Raw genomic sequence first — 20,004 nt, 5'->3', positions numbered from 1 at the left:
GCATGAGCGCAGACGGTCAGGCAAGAAGCCACTGGTTCGACGACGAAGCAGGACCGGTCGTCCGTCCTTACGCCATGACGCGGGGCCGCACCAGCCATGCGGCCCAGCACCGCCTCGACCTGATCGCGGTGGTCGTCACGGAGCCCCATGTGGACGACCCGGAGACGGACACGACCCTGTCCCCCGAACACGTGGACATAGTCGAGATGTGCCGTGACATGCCGCAGTCGGTCGCCGAACTCGCAGCCGGGCTGGACCTGCCCATCGGTGTGGTGCGGGTACTCGTAGGAGACCTGACGGACGCGGAACTCGTTCATGTGACACGGCCGGTGCCTCCGGCCGAGCTGCCGGACGAGAGTGTCCTGCGCGACGTCATCAACGGCCTCCGGGCGCTGTGACCAGCGCGGAAGCGAGGTGGAGACGTGACAGGCTGGCAGTTCTGGGTCGACCGGGGCGGCACCTTCACCGACATCGTCGCGCGGCGCCCGGACGGACGGCTGATGATCCACAAGCTGCTGTCCGACAATCCGGCACGGTACTCCGACGCGGCCGTCGCCGGCGTACGCGAACTCCTCTCCGGCTCCGGGGACGCCATCGAAGCGGTGCGCATGGGGACCACGGTCGCCACCAACGCGCTCCTGGAGCGCAAGGGCGAGCGAACACTTCTCGTGATCACACGCGGCTTCCGTGACGCCCTGCGGATCGCCTACCAGAACCGCCCGCGGATCTTCGCCCGCCGCATCGAGCTTCCCGAGCTGCTCTACGAACGGGTCGTCGAGGTCGACGAGCGCATCGCCCCCGACGGCACCGTACGGACCGCGCCCGACCTGGAGGCCCTCGCCGAGCCCCTCCGCCGGGCCTACGACGACGGAATCCGCGCCGTCGCCGTGGTCTGCATGCACAGCCACCTGCACCCCGCCCACGAGCAGGCGATCGGGGAGCTGGCCGATCGCATCGGCTTCCCCCAGATCTCGCTGTCCAGCGAGGTCAGCCCCCTGATGAAACTCGTCCCGCGCGGAGACACCGCCGTCGTCGACGCCTACCTGTCGCCGGTGCTGCGCCGCTACGTACGGCACGTCGCCGACGAGCTCGAAGGCGTCCGGCTCATGTTCATGCAATCCAACGGAGGCCTTGCCGAAGCGGGGCAGTTCCGCGGCAAGGACGCCATCCTGTCGGGGCCGGCGGGCGGCATCGTCGGCATGGCGCGCATGTCGCAGCTGGCCGGCTTCGACCGCGTCATCGGCTTCGACATGGGCGGCACCTCCACCGACGTGTCCCACTTCGCCGGGGCCTACGAACGCGTCTTCACCACTCAGATCGCCGGTGTACGGCTGCGTGCGCCCATGCTGGACATCCACACCGTCGCGGCCGGCGGCGGCTCGATCCTCCACTTCGACGGCTCCCGCTACCGCGTAGGGCCGGACTCTGCGGGCGCGGACCCCGGCCCCGCCTGCTACCGCGCGGGCGGCCCCCTCGCCGTCACCGACGCCAACGTCATGCTCGGCCGCATCCCACCCGATCACTTCCCCCACGTGTTCGGCACCGACGGCGACCAGCCCCTCGACGCGCCCTTCGTCCGCGAGCGCTTCGCCGACCTCGCGCGCGAGATCCGCGAGCGGACCGGCGACGACCGCACGCCCGAGCAGGTCGCCGAGGGCTACCTGCAGATCGCCGTCGCCAACATCGCCAACGCCGTCAAACGGATCTCCGTGCAGAAGGGCCATGACGTCACCCGCTACGCCCTGACCACCTTCGGCGGTGCGGGCGGGCAGCACGCGTGCATGGTGGCCGACCTGTTGGGCATCCGCACCGTCCTGGTACCTCCCATGGCCGGTGTGCTCTCCGCGCTCGGCATCGGGCTCGCCGACACGACCGCCATGCGGGAACAGTCCGTCGAAGCACCATTGGAAGCCGCCTCCATGCCCGGCGTCACCAAGACGGCCGACGACCTGGAGTCCGCGGCGCGCGCCGAACTCCTCGCCGAGGACATCCCCGAGGACCGCATCGAGGTCACCCGGCGCGCCCAGCTCCGCTACGACGGCACCGATACGACGCTCACCGTCGAACTCACCGGGCCCGACACCATGAAGCAGGCCTTCGAGGCATGTCATCGCGCCACGTACTCCTTCACCCTGGACCGCCCGGTCGTCGTCGAAGCCCTCTCCGTGGAAGCCACCGGCATCACCGAACCCCCCGATCTCTCCGCTCTCGCTCCCTACGAGGCCGCCCGCGCGGGCCGCCCCGCCGCCCCTCACACCGTCCGCCTCCACAGCGGCGGCGCCTGGCGCGACGTACCCCTTCACCGCCGCGAGGACCTGCCCCCGGGCGACGCCGTCACCGGGCCCGCGATCATCACCGAGGCCGGCGCGACGACCGTCGTGGACGACGGCTGGCGGGCCGCGGCGACCGACGACGGGCATCTGGTCATGGAACGCGCGGCGATTACAGAGAGTTCCGAACTGGACACGAAAGCTGATCCGGTTCGCCTCGAGGTCTTCAACAACCTGTTCATGTCCATCGCCGAGCAGATGGGCGCCCGCCTCGAATCCACGGCGCAGTCCGTCAACATCAAGGAACGCCTGGACTTCTCCTGCGCCCTGTTCGACCCGGACGGAAACCTCGTGGCCAATGCCCCACACATCCCCGTCCACCTGGGATCCATGGGGACCAGCGTCAAAGAGGTCATCCGGCGGCGGGGCACCGGCATGCGGCCGGGGGACACCTACGCCGTCAACGACCCGTACCACGGCGGCACCCATCTCCCCGATGTCACCGTGATCACCCCGGTCTTCGACACCGGAAAGCCGCCGGACACGGAGGGTGACCAGATCCTTTTCTATGTCGCTTCCCGCGGCCATCACGCGGAGATCGGTGGCATCGCCCCGGGCTCCATGCCCGCGGGCAGCCGCACCATCGAGCAGGAGGGCGTCCTCTTCGACAACTGGCTGCTCGTCGAGAACGGCCGCTTCCGGGAGGAGGAGACGCACCGTCTGCTCACCGAGGCGCCTCACCCTTCGCGCAACCCCACGACCAACCTCGCCGACCTGCGTGCCCAGATCGCCGCCAACCACAAGGGCGTCGAGGAAGTCACCAGGATGATGGAGGACTTCGGCCTCGATGTCGTCCAGGCGTACATGCGGCACGTCCAGGACAACGCGGAGGAAGCGGTGCGCCGCGTCATCGACGCCCTCGACGACGGTGAGTACGCCTACGACACCGACTCGGGCGCCGTGATTCGCGTACGCGTGCGCGTGGACCGCGGAAACCGCTCCGCCACGGTGGACTTCACCGGTACGTCACCGCAGCTGGACAGCAACTTCAATGCGCCGTACTCGGTGGTCAACGCGGCCGTCCTGTACGTCTTCCGCACGCTGGTCGACGACGACATCCCCCTCAACGACGGCTGCCTGCGCCCGATCCGCATCATCGTGCCGTCGGGCTCGATGCTCTCGCCCGCGCCGCCCGCCGCCGTCGTCGCCGGCAACGTGGAGACCTCCCAGGCCATCACCGGCGCCCTCTACGCCGCGCTCGGGGTGCAGGCGGAGGGCTCCGGAACGATGAACAACGTCACCTTCGGCAACGAGCGCCACCAGTACTACGAGACCCTGGCCTCCGGATCCGGAGCGGGCGACGGCTTCCCCGGCGCGAGCGTCGTGCAGACCCACATGACCAATTCCCGGTTGACCGACCCCGAGGTCCTGGAGTGGCGCCTGCCCGTCCAGCTGGAGGAGTTCGCGGTCCGGCGGGGCAGCGGCGGTGCGGGGCGGTGGCGCGGCGGGGACGGCGCCGTCCGCCGAATCCGGTTCCACGAGCCGATGACCGTCTCCACGCTCTCCCAGCACCGCAGGGTTCCCCCGTACGGCATGGCAGGCGGCGAGCCCGGTGCCCTGGGCGCCAACCGCGTCGAGCGCGCGGACGGCACGATCACCACACTCGGCGGCAGCGACGCCACGGACGTCGGACCCGGCGACGTGCTCGTCATCGAGACCCCCGGCGGCGGAGGCTACGGGCCACCGCCCCCCGACCCCCATCAAGCAGGAGAAGAGATCGATGATCTTCGGGCGATCTGAGCGCGGCAAGCCCCCGGTCGAGCCCGTCACGCTCAAGATCCTGGTGGCCGGCGGCTTCGGGGTGGGCAAGACCACCCTCGTCGGCGCGGTCAGCGAGATCCGGCCGCTACGCACCGAGGAACTGCTCACCGAAGCCGGGCGTCCGGTCGACGACACCAGCGGCGTGGAAGGCAAGCTCACCACGACGGTGGCCATGGACTTCGGCCGCATCACACTGCGCGAGGACCTCGTCCTCTACCTCTTCGGCACACCCGGTCAGCAGCGGTTCTGGTTCATGTGGGACGAGCTCTCCGAGGGCGCGCTCGGCGCCGTCGTACTCGCCGACACCCGCAGGCTGGAGGACTGTTTCGCCGCCGTCGACTACTTCGAGCGGCGCTCCATACCGTTCGTCGTCGGCGTCAACTGCTTCGAAGGCGCGGACCGTTATCCGGTGGAGGACGTACGGCAGGCCCTCGACCTGGACGAAGGCGTGCCCCTGGTGCTGTGCGACGCCCGTGACCGGGAGTCGGTCAAGGACGTCCTGATCGGCGTCGTCCAGCACGCCATGGCTCTGGCGGCGGAGCGCCGCCAGGCCGTGGCGACCTGACGGACGCGCGCGGCCCGTACCCCCGCCGACCGGGGTACGGGCCGCTGCCCATGGATGCGGCGGCACCCACCCACGCGCGCGTGCCTAGCTGTCGCCGTCCTCCAACCAGCCGAAGCTCTTCTCCACCGCCTTGCGCCAGTTGTGGTACTCGCGATCACGCACCGACGCCTCCATGGCCGGCGTCCACTCCGCGTCCTTCTGCCAGTGCGCCTTGAGCTCGTCGAGGTCGTTCCACACGCCCGTCGCGAGCCCGGCCGCGTAGGCCGCGCCCAGACACGTCGTCTCGGACACCTTGGGGCGGATCACGGGCACGCCGAGGACGTCTGCCTGGTGCTGCATCAGGAGGTTGTTCTTCGTCATGCCGCCGTCCACCTTCAGGGTGCTGATGTGCACGCCCGAGTCCTGGTACATGGCGTCGACGACCTCGCGCGTCTGCCAGCTCGTCGCCTCGAGCACAGCACGCGCGAGGTGCCCCTTGGTGACGTAGCGGGTCAGCCCGGCGACCACCCCGCGCGCGTCGGATCGCCAGTACGGCGCGAACAGGCCCGAGAACGCGGGCACGATGTAGGCGCCGCCGTTGTCGTCGACACTCGCCGCCAGTGTCTCGATCTCGTCGGCGGTACGGATGATGCCGAGCTGATCGCGGAACCACTGCACTAGCGCGCCCGTTATCGCGATGGACCCCTCCAGGCAGTAGACCGGTGCCTCACTGCCGATCTTGTAGCCCATCGTCGTCAGCAGCCCGCTCTTGGACGGCACCGGCCGGCTGCCGGTGTTCAGCAACAGGAAACTGCCCGTGCCGTACGTGTTCTTGGCCGACCCCACGTCGTAGCACGCCTGCCCGAACACGGCTGCCTGCTGGTCGCCCAGCGCGGACGCCACGGGCACGCCCGCGAGCTGGCCCACGGCCGTGCCGTAGACCTCGGCCGAGGACCTGATCTCGGGCAGTACGGACTCGGGCACATTCATCGCGGAGAGGATGGAAGGGTCCCATTGGAGGGTCTCCAGGTTCATCAGCATGGTGCGCCCGGCGTTGGTGACGTCGGTGACGTGCCGGCCGCCGTCGGTGCCGCCGGTGAGGTTCCAGATCAGCCAGGAGTCGATCGTGCCGAAGGCGATCTCACCCTGTTCGGCGCGGGCCCTGAGACCGGGTACGTTGTCCAGCAGCCAGGCCGCCTTGGGCCCGGAGAAATAGCTGGCCAGCGGCAGACCCGTCTGCTCACGGAAACGGTCCTGGCCGTCCGAGCCGCCCAGTTCGCTGCACAGGGCGGCGGTGCGGGTGTCCTGCCACACGATGGCGTTGTGCACCGGCTTTCCTGTGGCGCGGTCCCAGAGCACCGTCGTCTCACGCTGGTTGGTGATGCCGAGCGCGCTCAGCTGGTCGGCCCGCAGCCCCGCTTTGGCGATCGCCCCGGCGACAACCGCCTGCACCTTCGACCAGATCTCGGTCGCGTCGTGCTCGACCCAGCCGGGTTTGGGGAAGATCTGCCGGTGCTCTCGCTGATCCACGGCGACGATCGCGCCGTTCCGGTCGAAAATGATGCAGCGGCTTGACGTGGTGCCCTGGTCGATCGCGGCCACGTACTTCTCGGCGTTGTTCGTCATGGCTTTCCCCTTGGGCTCGGTTCAGACAGCTGTGCTGTAGGTAGGGCCGGCGAGCGCTCGTCCCACGAGTGGCCCTACGACCGGAATCCACGCGTAGCCCCAGTCGGGGGTGTTCTTGTCCGGGATCGGCAGGAAGGCGCGCACGATGCGTGACCGCAGGTCGCGAGCCGGGTTGATCGCACAACCGGCCGGCCCGCCGGGGGAGAGGCCGATGCGGTCGACCAGCAGCGAGACGATCAGCGCGGTCGTTCCGATGAGCTGCCCGGGCAGGCAGCCCCGGACCCTGCCCCATCTGCCGGTGTCGGAGGCGATACCGAACGTGACAGCCGGACGGAGATGTCCACTGGCTTTCACCTGCCTGAGCGTCACAGCCGCGCACATACCGGCGCCGAAAAGGGTCAGGATCGCGGTGCCGATGACTTCGCCGACGAAGATGTCTCCGCTGCTCATGGCGGCTCCTAGGCCCGTGGACGGGGCGCTCGGCCCGGTCCTCCGTGCAGGTGCGTCGCGTTGCTCCCGTGCCGATCAGCCGGAGCCTGGGAGGGTCCCGCGCCCCGCCGGCGTCCGTGACGAGCGTGCCGTCGCAGCCGACCCGGCCGAGGGAGCGGGCCCCGGCGCGCACGCCCTTACGGCTCCGCGCCGGAATGCGCCGAGAATGCAGGGCGATGTCGGCTGACACCCGAAGTGTTCACCGGCGCTCAGGGGGCGTCAAGGTCGCCGACGGCACCCATTCACGGCTCACTCCCGCTCCGGCGCGCTGGCCCGCGCCACCGCGGTGCGAGCACACGTACGACGGCGCTGGGCGGGTGTGGTGGTGGCCGTTTGCGGCGGTGGGGCGGCGTGGTGCTGGGCGCTCCGCTTTGTGGGAGCGGTCGGTCTGGTGGTTGTCGCTCCGGTTTGCGGCGGTGGTCGGGTCTGGTCGTGGCCGCTCCTCCTGCTTGCGGGGGCGGGCGGGGCCGGTCGTGGCCGCTCGCCCTTGGTGCGTCGGGCGGGTCTGCTGGTGGCCGCACCGACAGGAGGCGCCGGTTGCCCGGGGCAGTGCCCCCACTGACAGGCGGCGCCGGGCTGCCTTTCGCGTGCCCGCACGGACAGCGGCGCCGGGCTGCCCAGGGCGTGCCCGCACCCGCAGGTGACGCCGTGCCGCTCGGGAGGGAGCCGCACCTCCCCCCGCAGCTCCCCTCAGCCTCTGCCGGGCTCCCCAACGGCGCACCCGGCCTCGCTCGGCGCCTGGTCTGCCCGGCCACGCAGGATCTCGTGGCCGGGCAGACCCGGGTGGCCCAGCACCCAGCTCGCCCCCCTCAGCGCCTTCGCGGCCCTCTTCAGGGGCGCGAGGCAGGCCGCCGCCTCCCGGTGATCCGTGACGCTGCCCGGCGGGCACAGCACGGTGGCGAGGGACAGCGTCACCGGCAGGCCACCCGCAGACCACGGCATGTCCAGGACCGAGGCGGCGAGCGGATCAAGCCCCTCCGGATCCCCGAGGACCAGGAAGTCGTCGCCGCCGATGTGGCCCACCCGGGTGTTCCCGGATGCCGCGATCTGCAGCGCTCGCCCCACCGACCGGATCAGCTCATCACCCGCCGCGAACCCGGCACCGTCGTTCACCTGCTTGAAGTGGTCGACATCCAGCCAGCTCAGGGCGAAGGACCGGCCTCCCGCGATACGCCGGTCCACCTCACCGGTGATCGCGTCCGAGCCGGGCAGCCGTGTCAGCGGATTGAGCCCGGCCGCCTCCTCGACACGTGTCTCGGCCAGTGCCCGGACCAGATCCGCCAGTCGTACGACGCCCACACACCGCCCGTAGGCGTCGACGACGGCCACATCGTCCGACGTACGGTCCCGCCCGCCGTCCGCGACCACCTCCAGCACCTCCCAGGCGGTGGCGTCGACGCCCACGATGCGTGGTGGATCGCCGAGCTTGGCGGCGGGCCGGTCGGCGTACAGCGCGTGCCCGTAGCGGCCCGACATGGACAGCAGGAAGCGTGAGCGGTGCACGGACCGCACGGGCACCCCGTCCCGGTCCACGAGCAGCACCCCGGACACATCCGGCGACCCGGTCAGCAGCGCCCGCACCTGGGCCGCGGACGCATTCGCGGGCAGCAGCGCGGCCGGCCGCACGAACTCCCGCACCAGCGGTCCCGACGGCGACGACGCCCCGACGTCGGGGGAGCGGGGTGGAACGTACACATCCGTGGCCGGCAGCCTGGCCGGCGGCGCGAACAGCTCCCCTTGCGCCAGCTGCGCTCCTGCCGACAACGCTGCCGCGAAATGCAGTTCGGTCTCCACGCCCTCCACGCACAGCAGCGCCCGCAGCTCGTCGCACAGCGTCCGCATCGCACGCACCGCGGCAGGCCTGGCCAGCAGTGACGCGTCGAGCTTCACCAGGTCGGGCCCGAGATCCGTGAGCAGCCGCAGGGGCACATCTCCGTCCCCGACGCCGTCGGCGCTGATCCGGAAGCCCTGCTCCCGCAGCGCGGCCACCGCTTCCAGCAGCGCCTGGTGCGGCACATGCGTGTACGGCGGACCGACGTCGATCGTCACCTCCCAGGGCATGCGGCCCGCCGCACACACGGCGGCGTGCAACGAGGTCAGCCCGCCGAGGTCCGCGAGCGTCCCGGCGAAGACGTTGACGTGCAGCGGCAGCATCGACTCCTGGCGAACCGCCGCACGGACGGCCAAGACGGCCAACCGGCCGTCGAGTTCGGGATCCCGACGCGCCTCGGCCAGGATGTCGCCGGCCTCCGGGCGGGCGAGTATCTCCAGTGCCGCGACCCCTCCGGTGGACAGATTGACCACCGGTTGGAAAGCGAAGCGGAGAGTGTCCGACCAGGAGCGCACGGGAGCATGATGGGCGCCATTGGAGAGCGCTGAGGCCCAGTTCATGAGACGTTCACGCGGGATTCCGGGGCGATCACACAGCGTACCCACGGACTGCACAGATGCTGTGTGACGAGGCGTCATCAGCGATGTGACGGTGGCGACCGTGGTGCGGGGAGCCACGTGTCCCATCCCCGCCCCGCGCACGCACCGGCCGGTCCGCTCTCCCGGTGGACGAGTCGTTCCTCACCGCACCGCGATCACCGCGGACCCGTGCCCGAACAGGCCCTGGTTGGCGGTGATCCCCACACGTGTCCCCGCAACCTGCCGATCTCCCGCCCGCCCCCGCAACTGCCATGCCACCTCGCAGACCTGAGCGATCGCCTGGGCCGGGACGGCCTCTCCGAAGGACGCAAGTCCACCGCTCGGGTTGACTGGTATGCGCCCGCCGGGTGCCGTTTCGCCGTCCCGCAGCAGCTTCGCGCCCTCGCCCTCTCCACACAGCCCCAGGTCCTCGTACCACTGCAACTCCAGCGCCGTTGACAGGTCGTACACCTCGGCGAGGGACAGGTCCTCGGGCCCGACGCCCGCCTCCTCGTAGGCGGCGCGGGCGATCGACGCCCGGAACGTCTCGGCGGCGGGCTCCACCGCCACCGCGGAGTCCGTGGCGATGTCCGGCAGGTCCAGGACGGCACTGGGGTAGCGGGGCGTCACCGTGGACACCGCCCGGATCCGCACCGGTTTCGCCACCCCGTGCCGACGCGCGAACTCCAGGCTGGACAGCACCACGGCCGCCCCTCCGTCCGACGTCGCGCAGATGTCGAGGAGCCGCAGTGGATCGGCGACCACCGGTGAGGCGGCGACCTCTTGCGCCGTGACGTGCTTGCGATAGCGCGCGTTGGCATTCAGCACGCCGAAAGCCGCGTTCTTCACCTTGACCTGGGCGAAGTCCTCCAGGGTGTCCCCATGGACGGCCATCCGCCGCCGGGCGTACAGCCCGAAGTACGTCGGATTGGTCGCTCCGAGCACCCGGAACCGCAACCAGTCCGGATCGTCCGGCCGGTCACCCCCCGCGGGCCGGAAGAAGCCCTTGGGCGTGGCGTCGGCACCCACCACGAGCACCACGTCCGCGAGACCCGCGAGGATCTGTGCCCGCGCGGTGCTGATGGCCTGAGCCCCCGAGGCGCACGCCGCGTACACGCTGGTGACCCGCGCTCCCTGCCAGCCCAGGGCCTTGGCGAAGCTCGCCCCTGCCACATAGCCGGGGTAGCCACCACGCACGGTGTCCGCGCCGACGATGGAACCAACTTGCCGCCACTCCAGCCCGGCCTCGGCGAGCGCCGCGCGTGCCGCCGCCGCCCCGTACTCGACGAAACCCCGCCCCCACTTGCCCCATGGGTGCATCCCCGCCCCCAGGACCGCCACATCTGCGGTCATGTCGTCACCCCCGTCGGCCGCCAGTGCCACGTCGTCCAGGTCGTCTCCGCGTCCTCGTGCAGCACGCCGGGAACGACCTCCACCTCCATGCCCACCGTCAGATCGGCGACGGTGACTCCGGGAGCCGCCTGCCCCAGCACCACCATCCGCTCGGACTCCAGCTCCACAGCGATCAACGCGTACGGCTCCCATGGAAGTTCCGGATCGGTCACGTAGGGTGACGGAGGCCGATACCGGCTGTCCGTGTACGACCAGATGCGCCCCCGCCGTGACAGGCGCAGTTCCTCCAGATCGCCACCGGCGCACAGAGGGTTGCGGCAGTGGACGTCCTCGCGAGGGAAGAAGATCGCGGCGCAGTCCGAGCACCGCGTGCCCAGGAGGCGGAAGTCGTCGCCGTCACCGGTGAACCAATCATCGACCGCGGGCTTTCGTTTACGCGACAAGATCCCTCCCGGCACGATAACTGACGATGTGTCAGAGTGTGCCAGCCGACCCGAGGAAGCGGTATGGGCTGCGTCGGGACGTGCGGTGAAAGCCTGGCAGGTGCTGATCAGCCACCCGGGAGGAGACGCTCCAGGCATGATCCGCTACAGTCCGCCGCGTGTCCGAAACTCAGCACTCCGTCCCCAACTCCGCGCCGGGCTCCCACTGTTCGAGCTGCGGATCGCCCTACGGAGAAGGCGTCTCCGGCTGGCCCCGCACCTGCCCGGCGTGCGGCACGGCCGCCTACCGCAATCCGCTGCCGGTCGCGGTCGCACTTCAGCCTGTGTACGACACCCAGGGCACCGCTCTGGTCGTGATCACCCGAACCGTCCCGCCCGCGCGCGGGGGCATCGCACTGCCCGGCGGTTATCTCGACGACCGTGAGGACTGGCGGCAGGCACTCGTCCGCGAGCTCAGGGAGGAGACCGGCATCAAGGCCCCGAGCCGCGACGTCCGGCTCGTCGACGCGATGAGCTCCCCCGACGGTCATCTGCTGCTGTTCGGCGCCCTTCCCGAACGCCCCGCCGACCGCCTGCCCGAGCCCACCACCACGGACGAGACGGAGGGCTGGCACCTTCTGCGCCGGCCCGAGGAACTCGCCTTCCCGCTGCACACGCTCGCCGTGAAGGCCTGGTTCGAGGGCCGGTACCTCTGAATCAGCGCTCGCCGAGCCCGCGCACCCGCACCGGGTGGGGCGGTTCCTCGCCGCCCTTCCCCTCCCGCTCCACGGCCACCCGCCCGCCTTCCCAGCGCGCGAGGTAGCGCTCGATCCCGGGTTCCTCCCACCCCTCCCCGGCATCCCGCACCACCTGCCCGGCGCCGGTCCGCCCCGGGGCCGGAGCCCATACCTCCAGTTCCAGCCCACCATCCGTGCCGCGCGTGGGAATCACCGCACCCGCGCGCGCGAGTACCGGGATCCGCGACAACGGGGCGTCGACAAGAACCTGAGCCGGGCCCTCGTACACCTGCTCGGTGGCGATGTCGTACCAACGGCCCCGCGGCAGCCGCACCGCACGCCGGTCCGCGCCGGGGTCGAGCACGGGCGCCACCAGGAGACAGTCGCCCAGCAGGAAGGCGTCCTCGCAGTCACGCAGCGCCCGGTCCTCGGGCGAACCCCACCACACCGGCCGCACATACGGCGCCCCGGTGCGGCGTGCCAGATGCGCCAGCGTCACGAAGTACGGCAGCAACCGACGGCGTTCGAGCAGCGCCACGCGCGCGTGCTCCAGTACCTCCGCACCGAACTCCCACGGCTCCCTGCGCCCCGCCCGCAGGCTCGCGTGCGTGCGGAACAGCGGCAGATACGCGCCGAGCTGGAACCAGCGCAGATACAGCTCCGCAGAGGGGCTTCCGTCGAAGCCGCCCACATCCGGTCCGGAGTACGGCACCCCACACAGCCCCAGCCCCATGACCAGCGAGAGCGACGCGCGCAGTCCCGGCCAGCCGGTGGCGACGTCCCCGGACCAGCTGCCGCCGTAGCGCTGCATGCCGACCCATCCGGACCGCGAGAACAAGAACGGCCGCTGCCGCGGCGCCAGCTCACGCAGCCCTTCGTAACCCGCCCTGGCCATGCACAGCGCGTACACGTTGTGCGCCTCGCGATGGTCGCCGCCCCGGCCCTCCAGGTCGTGCCGTGCCGACCGCGGCAGCGTCATCTCACCGAACGCGGCGAACGACGTCGGCTCGTTCATGTCGTGCCAGAACCCCGAGAAGCCCTGCGTCAGCCGCTCCTCGTAGAGGCCACCCCACCACTTGCGCACGCGCGCGTGCGTGAAGTCCGGGTACACGACCTCCCCGGGCCACACCACACCGTGCACCAACTGTCCCGACCCGTCCCGCACGAAGGCATCGTCGGCCACGCCGCTGTCGTACACCTCGTTGCCCGCTTCGGCCTTCACCGCGGGGTCGACGATCGACACCAGCCGGATGCCCTCCCGGCGCAGCTCCTCGGCGAGCGCCGGCAGCCCGGGGAACCGTTCCTGGTCCACGGTGAACACCTGATGGGCGTCGTAGTGATCGATGTCCAGATGCACCGCGTCGAGCGGCAGACCCCGCTCCCGATACCCCGTGACGATCCGCCGCACCTCCTGAGCGCTGCCGAACCCCCAGCGCGCGTGGTGGTGTCCGAGCGCCCACGCCGGTGGCAGCGCCGGCGCTCCGGTGAGGGAGGCCCAAGCGAGCAGCACGCGCGCGGGGGCGCCCACTATGACCCAGCAACGCAGCGGACCCCCGTCCATGCGCACTTCACAGGTGCCCGCCCGGTCGTGGCCGGAGCCCGCACCCTCCTCGCCCTCCCGCAAGGTCACCGTGCCGTCCCACGAGCTGTCGTGGAACACCAGATGCGTGCCCGCGTCGGCCACCACCAGCTGCACCGGCATCGTGATGTACAGGGGATCGTCGCCGGGCACGAAGGCGCGCCCCTGGTCGGTGTTCCACAGCCGGTACGCGCCGTCCCGCAGCCGGGGCCCCGAGGACCGCCCGCCGAGTCCGAAGAAGCGCGCGTCCGAGGCCACCTCGGAACGCTGCATCCAGCGGGCCGGTCCGCCCTCCACCGGCTCCCACCACCGCGGCGGCAGATCCCGGCGCAGCGTGACGCCACCAGGGGTACGCACCTCGACGGCGCCGTTTCGGGACACCACGACCGTGACCCGTTCCGCCACGACCCGCCAGCCGCCGTCCTTGTCCGGCTCCAGCACCGCCCGGGGATCAGGCTCCGGACAGCGGCCCGCGAGCGCGTACGACGGCTCGGGCCCCGCACCGTCCCAGCCCCAGAAGACGGCCCCGTTCACCGCGACGGTGATCCGCAGCTCGGAGCGGCTGAACCGCAGAACGCCACCACCAGGGCCGGGCGTCGCCTCCCGCACCTGCCCGGGCACCCGCGCGCGTTCCGCCCCCCGCGTGGGCAGGCCGACGGCGTCCGCACGGCGCCTGCGCCACGCCGCACGTACGGTACGCAACCCTTGTGCCGCCCCCACGAAACCGACCGCCTTCATCGAACGCACCAGGTCACGACCGTCCATGCTGCTCACCTTGCCACTGACCCGCGTATTTGCGTGTGCCGTTCAACTGCCGTTCACCCGTGCCAGAGCCACATCTTCACGACACGGACTATGTGGGCGGCACCCTGGTGCAGAAGTCGATCACATGGCATCGTCCGTGTCAGCCGCGTCACGCGCACACCCCAGCACGTGCGCGAGCGACGCACACGACGCGCACAGTCCGGGAGCCGCCCATGTCGACCGTGAACCCCCAGCCGCTCTGGCAGCCAGATCCGGAACGCATCGCCCAGGCCCAGATCACCAGGTTCCAGGCGTGGGCGGCCGAACACCACGGCGCCCCGAGCGAGGGCGGCTACGCCGCGCTGCACCGCTGGTCGGTCGAAGAGCTGGACACATTTTGGAAGGCCGTCACGGAGTGGTTCGGCGTGCGGTTCTCGACGCCCTACGCGCGCGTGCTGGCGGACCGGGCGATGCCCGGTGCGCAGTGGTTCCCCGGCGCGACCCTGAACTACGCCGAGCACGCCCTGCGAGCGGCCGCGAACCGCCCGGACGAACCGGCCCTCCTGTGCGTCGACGAAACCCAGGAGCCACGTCCGGTCACGTGGTCCGAACTCCGCCGCCAGGTCGGCTCACTGGCTGCCGAACTACGCGCCCTCGGCGTACGCCCGGGAGACCGCGTCAGCGGCTACCTGCCGAACATCCCCGAAGCCGTCGTCGCGCTCCTCGCCACCGCCGCCGTGGGCGGCGTCTGGACGTCCTGCGCCCCCGACTTCGGCGCGCGCAGCGTCCTCGACCGCTTCCAGCAGGTGGAACCGGTCGTCCTGTTCACCGTCGACGGCTACCGCTACGGCGGCAAGGAACACGATCGCCGCGACACCGTGGCCGAACTGCGCCGCGAACTGCCCACCCTGCGCGCGGTCGTCCACATCCCGCTCCTCGGCACCGCCGCCCCGGAAGGCGCCGTGGAGTGGTCGGCCCTGACGAAGGCGACCACGGAACCCGCGTTCGAACAGGTGCCCTTCGACCATCCGCTCTGGGTGCTGTACTCCTCCGGCACGACCGGCCTCCCCAAGGCCATCGTCCAGTCCCAGGGCGGCATCCTCGTCGAGCACCTCAAGCAGCTCGGCCTGCACTGCGACCTGGGCCCGGAGGACCGCTTCTTCTGGTACACCTCCACCGGCTGGATGATGTGGAACTTCCTCGTCTCCGGCCTGCTGACGGGCACCACGGTCGTCCTCTACGACGGCAGCCCCGGCTACCCCGGCACCGGCGCCCAATGGAGCATCGCCGAACGCACGGGGGCCACCCTCTACGGCACCTCCGCCGCGTATGTCATGGCCTGCCGCAAGGCGGACATCCACCCGGGCCGGGACCACGACCTCGCGCGCGTGCGGTGCGTGGCCACCACCGGCTCGCCCCTCCCACCGGACGGCTTCCGCTGGCTCCACGACGAGGTACGAGACGATCTGTGGATCGCCTCCGTCAGCGGCGGCACGGACGTGTGCTCCTGCTTCGCCGGAGCAGTGCCCACCCTGCCCGTGCACATCGGCGAACTCCAGGCCCCCGGACTCGGCACAGACCTGCAGTCCTGGGACCCGAGCGGCAACCCCGTGACCGACGAGGTCGGTGAGCTCGTCGTCACCAACCCGATGCCGTCCATGCCCATCTACTTCTGGAACGACCCCGACGGCGGCCGGTACCGCGACAGCTACTTCGACACCTACCCAGGTGTCTGGCGCCACGGCGACTGGATCACCGTGACATCCCGAGGATCCGTGATCATCCACGGCCGCTCCGACTCCACGCTCAACCGGCAAGGCGTGCGGATGGGATCGGCCGACATCTACGAGGCCGTGGAAAGGCTGCCCGAGATCAAGGAGTCCCTCGTCATCGGCATCGAGCAGCCCGACGGCGGCTACTGGATGCCTCTCTTCGTGCATCTGGCGCCGGGAGCCGTCCTCGACGAGACACTGCTGAACCGCATCAAGCAGACCATCCGCGAGCACCTCTCCCCGCGCCACATCCCCGACGAGATCATCGAGGTGCCCGGCGTCCCACACACCCTCACCGGGAAGCGCATCGAGGTCCCGGTCAAACGCCTGCTCCAGGGCACCCCGCTGGAAAAGGCGGTCAACCCCGGCTCGATCGACAACCTCGACCTGCTCCACTTCTACGAGGACCTGGCCCGCAAGCGAAGCTGACTCCGGCGCACGATCAGCCCCAAGCACGGCCTCGGACTCACCCAGCGCAACGCCGAGATCCGAGGCCGCTGCTTGCCGATAGGGCCCTGACGTGCAACTTTCCCCGCCGCAGACCCGGTGCAACTCCCATTGTCAGTGCCTCCGATTACTGTGAGTGAGCATTGATCGACTGCGCTCAGGGGGAAACATGGCTCACACCGACCACACGACCATGCGAAGCGTCCTGCACCGCGAGATCGCCGGCACCATCGGCCTGCTCACGGACGAATACGACTTCCGGGCCATGCGGCGCTACCGCAGCTTCCAGTTCGAGGACCACGAAACCTACCTCGAGCAAGTGGAGGCGCTGCTCAAAAAGCGCGCCGCGCAGGGCAGCCACACCACCGTCGCCCTCTTCGACCCGCAGGAATACGCGGACTTCTGCGAAGGCCGGGGCCTCGACCCCGACCTCCCGTCGAGCCGCGCGCGCTTCACCGCCGAGCTGGCGGCCACCGGACCGACCGTCCCCTACGAGGGCCAAGAACTCGCCGACCTCGTCCCGGTACTCGTGGACGAAGCCGTACGGCAGGCGACCTGGGAATACGCCTCGACACTCCTTGCCCGCGTCGGCGCCTGCGCAACCTGTGGTGAGGACATCGGCCGCACAGCCTTCGCCCGGGCCTCGAACCTGCTCGCCCGGATCCTCGACACGGCGCCACCCGGCAGCCGGCACCTGGTCTGCAGTGTCTCCGGCACACCGGAAACCCTTGTCGCCGCCCTCCACGTGGAACAGGACACCGAGGGCACCACACAACTGGACGAGGCCGAGGTTCTCGAGTTCACCACGGTCCTGGCGCTGGGCATCGCCACCCGGAGTCCCGGTGGACTGGTGACGCGAGCCACCGCCCCCGGCGCGCCGGACCGCGTCTACGGCTGGCGCCTGCGCGGAGGCGGCCTCGAACCCCTGACCGCCGGTGAGGTCTTCGACGCCTATTGCACCGATGTCGAATCGGGTGAGCTCATTTCCCCGGAGTCAGGGGTCGACTACTGCGCCCCGCCCGACCTGGGAGCGGACGCGCGGAGCGGAGAGGCCGGAGATGAAGGAGGGGAGGGGCCAGGGGCGGCGCATCGCCACTGACCATGCGCCCACCCCACCAAGCAAAGGGGGCGCCCCACGGGTGGGTGGAGCGCCCCGGGAAGGCGAACCGTTCGAAGCCGCCTACTCGCCGGACAGCACCGCCTGAGCCGCGTGGCGCGCCTCCTCGGCGGTGTCGGCCGCGCGAGCGGCGGCCGCAGCCCGCTCGCACTGCGCCAACGTGTACTTCGCCAGCGTCGCCCGGACATAGGGAATCGACGCCGCACCCATGGAGAGGGAGGTGACGCCCAGACCGGCCAGCACACACGCGAGCAGCGGATCGGACGCGGCCTCCCCGCAGACACCACAGCTCTTGCCCTCGGCCTTCGCCGACTCGGCGGACAGCGCGACCAAGTCGAGCAGCGCGGGCTGCCACGGATCCTGAAGCCGGGACACCGCGCCCACCTGACGGTCGGCGGCGAAGGTGTACTGCGCGAGGTCGTTCGTCCCCAGGGACAGGAACTCGACCTCCTGCAAGATCGAACGTGCCCGAAGAGCAGCCGACGGGATCTCCACCATGGCGCCGAACTTCGCCCGCAGCCCGGCCTCCCTGCACGCGTCCGCGAACGCCTTGGCGTCGGTGCGGTCCGCGACCATCGGAGCCATCACTTCGAGGTAGACCGGCAGTCCCTCGGCCGCCTTCGCCAGCGCGGTCAGCTGGGTACGCAGCACCTCGGGGTGGTCCAGCAGCGTCCGCAGACCCCGTACACCGAGCGCCGGGTTCGGCTCGTCGGCCGGCGTCAGGAAGTCCAGCGGCTTGTCAGCACCGGCGTCCAGCACTCGCACGACGACCCGGCCCTCGGGGAACGCTTCCAGGACCTGCCGATACGCCTCGACCTGCTTCTCCTCGGCCGGCGCCGTCTTGCTGTCGTCCAGGAAGAGGAACTCCGTGCGGAACAGACCCACGCCCTCGGCACCGGCCGCCACCGCGGCCGCGATGTCCGCAGGACCGCCGATGTTGGCGAGCAGCGGCACCTTGTGACCGTCGGACGTGGCCCCCGGCCCGGTAGACGCGGCCAGCGCGGCCTTGCGCTCAGCGGCTGAGGCTTCCAGCTGCGCCTTCTTCTCGTCCGTCGGATCAACGAAGATCTCGCCGGTGCTGCCGTCCACAGCGATCATCGTGCCCTCGGCCAGCTCACCGGCTCCCGGCAGCGCCACCACGGCCGGCACGCCGAGCGCTCGCGCCAGGATCGCGCTGTGGCTGGTGGGCCCACCCTCTTCGGTGACGAAACCGAGGACCAGAGTGGGGTCCAGCAGAGCCGTGTCCGCAGGCGCGAGGTCACGTGCGACCAGGACGTAGGGCTCGTCGCTGTCCGGCACTCCCGGCATCGGCACACCGAGCAGGCGTGCGACGATACGATTCCGCACGTCATCGAGGTCGGCCACACGCCCGGCAAGGTACTCACCGGCACCGGCAAGCAGATCCCGGTACGCGGCGAAGGCGTCGTACACCGCGCGCTCCGCGGTGCTGCCGACGGCGATCCGCCGGTCCACGTCCGCCATCAGCTCGGGGTCCTGAGCCATCATGGCCTGCGCCTCGAGCACCGCCTGTGCCTCGCCCCCCGCCAGATTGCCACGCGCCATGAGGTCGGCCGCCACCGCCTCCACGGCTTGCCGGGCGCGCCCCTGTTCGCGACCAGCCTCCTCGGCCGGGATCTGCTTGGCAGGCGGTTCGAGCACCGCCGTTCCCATGTGCCGAACCTCGCCGATCGCCACCCCGTGGCTCACGCCGACGCCTCGCAGCGTTGTCTCCATCTCACCCGTCTCCGATAGTGCGGCGGACCCCGCCGCCGCGGTGATTGTCCTACCAGCCGTCATACGACGACCCTGCCGTTACTTCCAGGCGAAGAGACTGTCGCCCGCCTTGACGTCGCCGTCCTCACGGAGTTCGGAGAGAGCCTCGGCCGTGGCCTCCAGCGCCACGATCGGGCACACCGGCGACTTGCCGGCGGCCTCGACGGCGGTCGGGTCCCAGCGCACGATGCCCTGACCACGGGTCACGGTATCGCCCTTGTTCACGAGCAGTTCGAAGCCTTCGCCGTTGAGCTGCACGGTGTCGATGCCGAGGTGGGTGAGCACACCGTGTCCGTCAGCGTCCACGACAACGAAGGCGTGTGGATGGAGGGAGACGATGACTCCGTCCACGGGTGCGACGGCCTCGGAAGGCTCACGCACGGGGTCGATGGCGGTACCCGGGCCGACCATGGCCCCGGAGAAGACCGGATCCGGCACAGCGGCCAGTCCGACGGCGCGTCCGGCGAGCGGGGACGTCACGGTGGTCATGGGAAGCCTCCCAGAGTGGAGATTCATATATGAGCCGTCACTGCCTGTCCCGGACGGCCCACTGTTGAGCAGGGTATGTCATGGGAAGTCCCGGTTCGCCCGAGAGCTCCCTTTAGAGGTCTAGACCACTAGCCTAATGGATTTGCGCGCGATCCGTGGCCCCCTGTACAGTCGTACTCCTGCTTGAGGCTGAGTGATGCGAACGCGCATCGTTGCCCGGCAGCACCCAACTTGTCAGACCTTATCTCGGGTCTCCTTCTGCATGTCCGCAGAATGGTGGTCAGAGAGACGAAAAAAGCCTGATAGAGTTTGGAAACACCGAAGGGAAGCGCCCGGAGGAAAGCCGCGAGAGAGAATCTCGGGTGAGTACAAAGGAAGCGTCCGTTCCTTGAGAACTCAACAGCGTGCCAAA

Annotated in this window: 14 protein-coding genes; 6 read left to right on the top strand and 8 right to left on the bottom strand. The window is 70.4% G+C overall.

Annotated features, from left to right (window positions below; genetic code table 11):
- The first annotated feature begins 2 nt into the window (after positions 1-2).
- The 3 genes from ACIHCM_RS27755 to ACIHCM_RS27745 are packed head-to-tail and all read left to right on the top strand — an operon-like array spanning position 3 to position 4,656.
- Positions 3-398 carry a DUF742 domain-containing protein gene (locus ACIHCM_RS27755; RefSeq protein WP_399901306.1) on the top strand — a complete coding sequence of 132 codons (396 nt, stop codon included), beginning with the start codon at positions 3-5 and terminating at the stop codon, positions 396-398.
- Positions 399-422: 24 nt separating this feature from the next.
- Complete coding sequence (locus ACIHCM_RS27750) at positions 423-4,070, top strand: hydantoinase B/oxoprolinase family protein (RefSeq protein ID WP_399901303.1); 3,648 nt, start codon at positions 423-425, stop codon at positions 4,068-4,070.
- The gene (locus ACIHCM_RS27745; RefSeq protein ID WP_399901300.1) at positions 4,051-4,656 is read left to right on the top strand and encodes a GTP-binding protein; all 606 of its coding nucleotides are present in this window, start codon (positions 4,051-4,053) and stop codon (positions 4,654-4,656) included. Before ACIHCM_RS27750 ends, ACIHCM_RS27745 begins: the two co-directional genes overlap by 20 nt.
- An 84-nt stretch (positions 4,657-4,740) precedes the next feature.
- Here the strand turns inward: ACIHCM_RS27745 and glpK are convergent, their stop codons facing one another.
- The 5 genes from glpK to ACIHCM_RS27720 all read right to left on the bottom strand — a co-directional run bounded on the left by glpK (position 4,741) and on the right by ACIHCM_RS27720 (position 10,955).
- Positions 4,741-6,261 carry a glycerol kinase GlpK gene (gene glpK, locus ACIHCM_RS27740; RefSeq protein WP_399901297.1) on the bottom strand — a complete coding sequence of 507 codons (1,521 nt, stop codon included), beginning with the start codon at positions 6,259-6,261 and terminating at the stop codon, positions 4,741-4,743.
- A gap of 21 nt (positions 6,262-6,282) precedes the next feature.
- Positions 6,283-6,711, bottom strand: a complete 429-nt coding sequence (locus ACIHCM_RS27735; protein WP_399901294.1) for an aquaporin — start codon at positions 6,709-6,711, stop codon at positions 6,283-6,285.
- 729 nt (positions 6,712-7,440) lie between these two features.
- Positions 7,441-9,096, bottom strand: a complete 1,656-nt coding sequence (locus ACIHCM_RS27730) for a GGDEF domain-containing protein (RefSeq protein ID WP_399901291.1) — start codon at positions 9,094-9,096, stop codon at positions 7,441-7,443.
- Between the two features lie 225 nt (positions 9,097-9,321).
- Positions 9,322-10,512 carry a lipid-transfer protein gene (locus ACIHCM_RS27725; protein WP_399901288.1) on the bottom strand — a complete coding sequence of 397 codons (1,191 nt, stop codon included), beginning with the start codon at positions 10,510-10,512 and terminating at the stop codon, positions 9,322-9,324.
- Complete coding sequence (locus tag ACIHCM_RS27720) at positions 10,509-10,955, bottom strand: Zn-ribbon domain-containing OB-fold protein (protein ID WP_399901285.1); 447 nt, start codon at positions 10,953-10,955, stop codon at positions 10,509-10,511. Before ACIHCM_RS27720 ends, ACIHCM_RS27725 begins: the two co-directional genes overlap by 4 nt.
- Before the next feature lie 158 nt (positions 10,956-11,113).
- Here ACIHCM_RS27720 and ACIHCM_RS27715 point away from each other — a divergent pair, with 158 nt between their 5' ends.
- The gene (locus tag ACIHCM_RS27715) at positions 11,114-11,650 is read left to right on the top strand and encodes an NUDIX domain-containing protein (protein ID WP_399901282.1); all 537 of its coding nucleotides are present in this window, start codon (positions 11,114-11,116) and stop codon (positions 11,648-11,650) included.
- A gap of 1 nt (position 11,651) precedes the next feature.
- On the opposite strand, the gene ACIHCM_RS27710 is transcribed toward ACIHCM_RS27715, so the two are convergent.
- A complete protein-coding gene (locus ACIHCM_RS27710) occupies positions 11,652-14,015 on the bottom strand; it encodes a glycoside hydrolase family 31 protein (RefSeq protein ID WP_399901279.1) in 2,364 nt (787 codons plus the stop codon).
- Positions 14,016-14,227: 212 nt separating this feature from the next.
- Here ACIHCM_RS27710 and ACIHCM_RS27705 point away from each other — a divergent pair, with 212 nt between their 5' ends.
- Both ACIHCM_RS27705 and ACIHCM_RS27700 read left to right on the top strand, forming a co-directional pair.
- Positions 14,228-16,195: an acetoacetate--CoA ligase gene (locus tag ACIHCM_RS27705; protein ID WP_399901276.1), complete on the top strand. Its 1,968-nt coding sequence runs from the start codon at positions 14,228-14,230 to the stop codon at positions 16,193-16,195.
- A gap of 187 nt (positions 16,196-16,382) precedes the next feature.
- Positions 16,383-17,312 carry a hypothetical protein gene (locus tag ACIHCM_RS27700; protein WP_399901273.1) on the top strand — a complete coding sequence of 310 codons (930 nt, stop codon included), beginning with the start codon at positions 16,383-16,385 and terminating at the stop codon, positions 17,310-17,312.
- An 81-nt stretch (positions 17,313-17,393) separates the two neighbouring features.
- On the opposite strand, the gene ptsP is transcribed toward ACIHCM_RS27700, so the two are convergent.
- Both ptsP and ACIHCM_RS27690 read right to left on the bottom strand, forming a co-directional pair.
- Entirely contained in the window at positions 17,394-19,064 is a 1,671-nt protein-coding gene (ptsP, locus tag ACIHCM_RS27695) for a phosphoenolpyruvate--protein phosphotransferase (protein ID WP_399901270.1), read from the bottom strand.
- A gap of 78 nt (positions 19,065-19,142) precedes the next feature.
- Positions 19,143-19,592, bottom strand: coding sequence for a PTS glucose transporter subunit IIA (locus ACIHCM_RS27690; RefSeq protein ID WP_399901267.1), 450 nt, complete (start codon positions 19,590-19,592; stop codon positions 19,143-19,145).
- Between the last annotated feature and the right edge of the window lie 412 nt (positions 19,593-20,004).

Origin of the sequence: Streptomyces sp. NPDC052023 (assembly GCF_044548465.1) — a bacterium.
In the GTDB taxonomy this organism is placed as follows: Bacteria; Actinomycetota; Actinomycetes; order Streptomycetales; family Streptomycetaceae; genus Streptomyces.
Note: the sequence above shows the minus strand (reverse complement) of the source record. Positions and strands in the feature narration are given on the sequence as shown.